Source organism: Winogradskyella poriferorum, assembly GCF_050618035.1.
Taxonomy (GTDB): Bacteria; Bacteroidota; Bacteroidia; order Flavobacteriales; family Flavobacteriaceae; genus Winogradskyella; species Winogradskyella poriferorum_A.
Map to the genome: position 1 here is coordinate 1 of NZ_JBODPY010000102.1, position 240 is coordinate 240.

Consider the following 240-nt stretch of genomic DNA (forward strand, 5'->3'; position numbering starts at 1 on the left):
TAGACGATCTTTGCAAAGCGTTAGATTCAGGCCGTTTACTCGGTGCTGCGGTTGACGTATTCCCGGTTGAGCCGCGTACGAATAACGACGAATTCATCTCTCCTCTTCGTGAATATGACAATGTTTTCCTAACACCTCATGTCGGTGGCTCAACAATGGAAGCACAGGAAAACATCGGCTATGAAGTTGCTGAGAAACTGATCAAATACAGTGATAACGGTTCATCTATCACATCCGTTA

The 240-nt window shown here is 45.0% G+C and carries 1 protein-coding gene; it reads left to right on the top strand.

The features are described 5' to 3' along the window. Positions 1 to 240 (top strand): NAD(P)-dependent oxidoreductase (locus ACRHOC_RS15085; protein WP_431159435.1); only part of this gene is annotated, 240 nt, incomplete at both ends.